Source organism: Halomicrococcus pelagicus (assembly GCF_050954125.1).
In genome coordinates this window covers 80,022-86,021 of record NZ_JBPBWC010000021.1, presented here as the reverse complement: position 1 = coordinate 86,021, position 6,000 = coordinate 80,022, and the positions used below count along the sequence as shown (strand labels likewise).

Sequence of the window (6,000 nt, the reverse complement as noted above, 5' to 3'; positions counted from 1 at the left end):
CTGATGTGCGTCGTCTATAACATAAAGCGTGCTGTGAAACAGTGAATTCCACCGCCCTATGGCGATTCAACACAGCCTCACGAAGCTAATGGGCATTATTTCGCTTTTGTTCAGATTCCTGTGCCTTGATATGCTCAACTACGGAGTCGGTTGCGGCAATAATCAGTATCGCAATCCTCTACGGCTGTACAATACACTAACGCTACCGGAAATAGAATTGTTCCTCATGTGACGGCATAGTATCCAGAGATATCTCAGAACCACACCCTCAGAAACTCATGGCGCATTCAAAGGCCAGTACTGAGCAACCAAAGGTACAGACTATAGCTGATTGGAGAGTCAGGCCAATTTAGGAGGGAGTGACCAGATGGCGCAACATGAGCCACAATGTCGTCAATCAGCATAGAGTAGCGATTCTCGTACAATGTATTAGCTATATTTTATTCGAGAGCCAGTTGGGCACAGAGAGTACCATAGATATAGTCATATAATATAAATAATTAATAATAAAAATCAATTCTAGATCATTATGAGAAGATTCCAAGTACTGAAGATATCGTATCCTCATACTCGATCAACAGCATTCCAAGAAGATTCAACATAAGTACGTATCCAACAGCGAATGCAGGGACTGTGTTCCTAATTACGGGAATTGCACTCGTACTCGCTAGCGTCGCGATGATGAGTGAGAACTCACCGCGAGCAACTAATCCCATCCCGACAGGAGTCGATCGGAGGGCACTCAGCCCATACACTTTCCCGCTTGCATAGCCACTGAGCAGAGTACAATAATCGGCGACAAGCTATGCGCGTAGTTAGATCGCCAGACTACCTGCTCCATTGGAAGATCCGCCTGACACTGACTGCCGTCTGACGGGCGTGCGACTCATTTCGATTGGAACAATTGTCCCACGATTTATTGTGGGTGGCAGTGCCGTTCTCAGCATTGATTCCAAGAATTATCCGTCGAGTCACGAAATAGTGTCTGCTCTCGGAAACCGGAATCGGAAAGTAAGAACGCAAAGACGACCAGATTCGATCCCGCTCACTACACTATCCCCCGATACAACAGATAAGTCGTCCGCGTTACCTCATTTAGATGAGTACATACGATCTCAGATTCTCACTGCGAAATATCCCAGTTCAACGAAGAACACCTGAATTTCACTGAATCGGAACTACTGGAAACCACTCACTCGAACCTATGACCTCCGGTTAACGTACGTCCATGTGTAATGCTGGGGAAGACACGACAACCGGACTTACCAACGCTCGACCCGGGAGTAACACTCCTCGAAATGGACGACCGCACGACCGGGGCTCTGCACTCGCTCGTGCTCGACCATCTACTCGGCGACGACGGCGACGCTGTTTGGGTTGACGCACACGGTTACGGCACGACGCAGCCACTGACTCGCATTTCTCCCTCAATGCGAGTACTCGAGCGCATCGCTATCGCCCGTGGATTCACTCCCTGGCAGCACTTCAGTCTGCTTCAGGATCTGCCCGCCCAACTCTCGGACTCGACAGTACTGGTTGTGCTGCCAGCATTCGACTGGTTCTACCGATCAGACGACTGCTCAAATCGAGAGGGTGAACGGCTGTTCTCGGCGGCACACTCGCTCGTCGGTGAGCTCGCCGCCAGCGAGGACATCCCAATCGTACTAACGCGAACCGCTAACGACGACTTCACCGCTCCGCTTGCGGACCTCGCGACTGATGTTGTCCAGTGTGAAGTGACCGAGTTCGGGCCTCGATTCGTGGGTGAGGACTTCGAGACACTCGTCTATCCGTCCGAGGATGGGTCGTTCCAGACGACGCTAGCGTACTGGCAGCGCGTGCTGACAGCCCGCCATCCAGCACTTGCCTCGACAGCAACCCAGGAGGTGACCGTCCATGGGTCGAACTAACCCAACCTATCGTGAGATGATACGGGCGATGGAAGACCGGTGGGAAGACTATCGACGTGCGCTCCGCCACGAGGATCAGGTAGCGTTCGACCGGTTGTTTGAGCACGCTCACGGGTACGCTGACGCAGGAGGTATGCAGACCCACCAGCCGATTGAGATTGCTGTCCTCGTCTCAATTGCATTGGCGCACCAGCAACGGATTGACGACCTCGAGGAGCGCCTCGACGCCCTCGAAGACGATCTCAACACCGACGAGTGAATGGATGGTGTACACGATCGACTATCGCGATGGCGACGTCCTCCGATGGTCGCTCACCGAGGACGGCGCCGAATACGCAGTCGACGACTCGTACACTCCGTCACTGTACGTTTCTGCGCATGGAGAGGGGTCGATCCCTGAGATTCAGCCGGCAGTCAGCGACCATCCTGCCGTCAAATGGACGGAGGTTGTCGACGAACGGATATCGTTCCGCCATGATCCAGCCCCCGTTCTCAAAATCAATGTCGTCGACCTTGACGCGGTCACAACAATCGCTCGGACTGTTCGTCAATGGGCTGATCCGGCCACGTACCGGTGCTACAATGTCGACTTCTCCCGGGAATTTCGCTACTGCCTCGAAACCGATCTTAACCCGCTTCCTGAGCGCGAACTTGAGTGCTTAGAGCTGTCCGTACCAGAGTCGGAGCTCGCCAGCAACACCATCACCGAATGTACGATCGACGATGACCACATTTCGGGGAGCGGTAGGGCAGTGCTCGAGACAATTCGTGCTCAGCTTGAGCGTACTGATCCGGACGTGCTCATGCTGAACACAAGCGATGTTGCCCCTGCACTATACCAACAGGCAGAGCGTTGCGAGATGGAGTTCGAGCTTGGACGTCTACCCGGCTGGGAGCAACTCGCGGGAGAATCGACGTACACAAGCTATGGGCAAGTCGGCCACTCACCCGCCCGCTACAATGTTCCTGGTCGCGTGATCGTCGACAAGTCGAACACGTTCATGTGGAACCAGACGAACCTCGACGGCTGTCTCGATCTCGTCGAACGCTCCTGGAAACCCCTACAGGAACTCTCGTGGTCATCGATCGGGAGTATCCTGACTGCGATTCAGATCCGGGAAGCACGCGAGCGAGATGTGCTTGTTCCATGGCGGTCGTGGCGCCACGAACAGTTCAAAACGATGCGCCAACTCCACGACGCTGACCGTGGCGGGTTCACGTTCGCTCCCGAGGTCGGACTCCACAAGGACGTCCACGAACTCGACTTCTCGTCGCTATATCCGAACATCATCGTCACGCGGAACGTCAGTCCGGAGAAGATCCGGTGCGACTGCCACGATAGCGCAGATGTACCTGGGCTCGACTACAGTATCTGTGACGAGCGGGGGTACCTCCCGGATGTGCTTGAGCCGCTTATCGAGGATCGTGACGCCATCAAAGATGAACTTCGCGGGATAGAGGATGACGATCGACGGGAAGCACTCGAAGGCCGCTCAAACGCAATCAAGTGGATTCTTGTCTCGTGTTTCGGCTACCAGGGGTTCTCGAACGCCAAATTCGGCCGGATCGAATGCCACGAAGCAATCAATGCCTACGCCCGTGAGATCCTGCTGGAAGCGAAAGCGATACTTGAGGAGAACGGCTGGCAGGTCGTTCACGGCATCGTCGACAGTGTCTGGGTGACGCCCCGCGATGGAGACGAGCAAACGCCGCTCAAGACACTCACTAAGCGCATCTCCAAGCAGGTTGAGATTCGGCTTGAACACGAAGCACACTACGACTGGATTGCGTTCGTTCCGCTCCGCGATTCGGACGCCGGGGCGTTGACGAAGTACTTCGGGAAAGAAGCCGGCCACGACGAGTACAAGTATCGCGGGATCGAGTATCGCCAACGCAGCACGCCACCGTTCATCGAGCAAGCACAGAAAGCACTCATCGCTGAACTTGATGCCAGCCGAGATCCGGAAGCAGTGTGTACTGAACTGCAGTCATGGCTCGATCGACTCCGGCGAAGTGCTGTCGATCCAGCGGATCTTGTGATTACGAAGCGGGTGTCGAAGCCACGCGATGCCTATACGCAGTCGACACAAAGCGTCGCGGCGCTTGATCGCGCTGCGGACCTCGGCCTGACGCGTGCACCTGGCCAGGACGTCTCGTTCGTTGTGATTGATGACGATAAACAGTCCCGTGATCGGGTAGCGCTCGCAGTCGAAGAGCCGACCACGTACGATACTGAATATTATCGCGAATTGTTGGTACGCGCAGCAGCAAGCGTGTTATCGCCGCTTGGCTGGCGCAGGAATAAGATCGAACAGTTCCTCTCTGAGCATGAAGAGATCTGCTTGCAATCGTTTCGCTAAGCGACGGTCAGCAGATCACACGGGCTCTACTCGCCAATTCGGGTGAACGCCAATATACCAAAAGGATTTTAACATATTAGTTATACTACCAAGTCGAGCACCAATGCACGATCTGACTGGCTTTCAACGTGACTTGCTGTACGTCGTCAACGGCTTAGACGACCCCCACGGCCTCGCGATCAAAGACGAGCTCGAGGACTACTACGAAAAGGAAATCCACCATGGCCGACTGTATCCCAACCTCGATACACTCGTCGACAAAGGACTGGTCGAGAAGGGTGAGATAGATGACCGGACGAACTTTTACACGCTGACCCAGCGTGGCCAGCGAGAGATCACTGCACGCAACGACTGGGAGCAGCAGTATCTCGAGCAAGACGCCCTGACAGCCTGACGATCCTGCTACGTCGTCTTTCTTGTGCAGTATTTTGTGCCACCGACCCACTGCTTGTCCTACTTTTACACTTCGATCGGAGCGAACAGAATGAGTAAGACGGAACGAGGAGTGGATAGATGCCTGTAAGACTAGCGAACGCTATTTACCAGGGTGTGTTGGTTAATCCTCCAGTAACAGGCCGATCAGTCAATCATTGGTTGTTGAATGTTATATTGTCATGAATTTAGTATAGGAGCCATCTTTCTTCACCGCATAAATCACGAATTCCTTGCTTTTCTTGCCACCCATTCCGGGCGATCCAGCTGGCATTTCTGGAAGTGCAATGCCAAGGATGTCTGGTTTTTCGAGAGCAAGTTTCCCGATCGCTTCCCGAGGGACGTGGCCTTCCACAAAGTATTCTCTTGTGTCTAGCGTGTGACAGCTAACAAGATTCTTTGGAATGTTGTATCTTTTCTTAGTTCCCGAGAGGTCTTTTACATCCTTTACCGTGATATCTACCTCTGTGGTTGATTCAAGATACTTTTTATGCTCTTCGCAGCACATGCAATTTGGCGCTTTGTAGAGAGTAGCTTTTGTAAGATACGTTGCCGCTGCTTGGCGGAGTCGCTTTTCATTCCCCCCTGTCTTATAGTTCACGTTGGATTGACTGTTACTCGAACAGCCAGCAACAGCTCCAAGTCCTGCTGTACTAAGTGCTCCAAGAAAGGCACGGCGATTGAAGTCTGTCATGGGTATCTTCGCTGTGTAGAGTACTGTTGTATTGGCATCTTAGCTCTGGTGTTAGGGCGTTTTGATGTATCCGTAGCCAAGTTCTTGTAGCCGTGCAAGTTCACCGACACCAGACGGAACCCGTTCGACTCTTGGGAGGAGATCGTCCTTCGTGAGGCCCAGCATCTCCATCGCATTCCCACAGGCACGGAACGTAACGCCTCGGTCCTGGAGCGACGTAATCTGGCCTTCGAACTTGTTGTCATCGGTCGGTGGTGTGTACAGTTGTACCCCTTTGCCGTTCGCTAACACGACGAGATCCTTGATAGGAACGCTCTCATCGTCCAGAAGGTTCTTTGCGTTCATCATGGCACCTCTGTGGGCCATCGAGTCACCGCTCGAGAGATGGAGAACGGTTTGAGTTTTCGGTGTGGGTCGCGCACCTGAGTCCTGTTGTGCGGGATGACCTGTGTTCCTCCCACTTACTGATTCACTCCCGAGGAGTAATGCACCGAGCGTGCCAGTTACTGAGACGAATTTCCGTCGTTGCATCTATTGATATCGTGTACGCTATTGGGATAAATCCACTGTATTAACTCCGAGTACTGAGGAGCAACAAAACGTA

General features: G+C 53.3%; 6 protein-coding genes. 4 read left to right on the top strand and 2 right to left on the bottom strand.

Translation table 11 applies throughout. The features are described from left to right. The first annotated feature begins 1,298 nt into the window (after positions 1 to 1,298). The 4 genes from ACRYA2_RS23395 to ACRYA2_RS23380 all read left to right on the top strand — a co-directional run bounded on the left by ACRYA2_RS23395 (position 1,299) and on the right by ACRYA2_RS23380 (position 4,664). The gene (locus tag ACRYA2_RS23395; RefSeq protein ID WP_433633596.1) at positions 1,299 to 1,910 is read left to right on the top strand and encodes a hypothetical protein; all 612 of its coding nucleotides are present in this window, start codon (positions 1,299 to 1,301) and stop codon (positions 1,908 to 1,910) included. Further along, a complete protein-coding gene (locus ACRYA2_RS23390; protein WP_433633594.1) occupies positions 1,897 to 2,169 on the top strand; it encodes a DUF8156 family protein in 273 nt (90 codons plus the stop codon). The genes ACRYA2_RS23395 and ACRYA2_RS23390 overlap by 14 nt, the downstream gene beginning before the upstream one ends. A gap of 4 nt (positions 2,170 to 2,173) precedes the next feature. Beyond that, positions 2,174 to 4,270: a type B DNA-directed DNA polymerase gene (locus ACRYA2_RS23385; RefSeq protein ID WP_433633592.1), complete on the top strand. Its 2,097-nt coding sequence runs from the start codon at positions 2,174 to 2,176 to the stop codon at positions 4,268 to 4,270. Positions 4,271 to 4,373: 103 nt separating this feature from the next. Beyond that, positions 4,374 to 4,664 carry a PadR family transcriptional regulator gene (locus ACRYA2_RS23380; RefSeq protein ID WP_433633590.1) on the top strand — a complete coding sequence of 97 codons (291 nt, stop codon included), beginning with the start codon at positions 4,374 to 4,376 and terminating at the stop codon, positions 4,662 to 4,664. Positions 4,665 to 4,874: 210 nt separating this feature from the next. Here the strand turns inward: ACRYA2_RS23380 and ACRYA2_RS23375 are convergent, their stop codons facing one another. Then, the gene (locus ACRYA2_RS23375) at positions 4,875 to 5,396 is read right to left on the bottom strand and encodes a DUF411 domain-containing protein (protein ID WP_433633588.1); all 522 of its coding nucleotides are present in this window, start codon (positions 5,394 to 5,396) and stop codon (positions 4,875 to 4,877) included. A 51-nt stretch (positions 5,397 to 5,447) separates the two neighbouring features. Continuing rightward, positions 5,448 to 5,741 carry a DsrE family protein gene (locus ACRYA2_RS23370; RefSeq protein ID WP_433633586.1) on the bottom strand — a complete coding sequence of 98 codons (294 nt, stop codon included), beginning with the start codon at positions 5,739 to 5,741 and terminating at the stop codon, positions 5,448 to 5,450. Positions 5,742 to 6,000 lie beyond the last annotated feature (259 nt).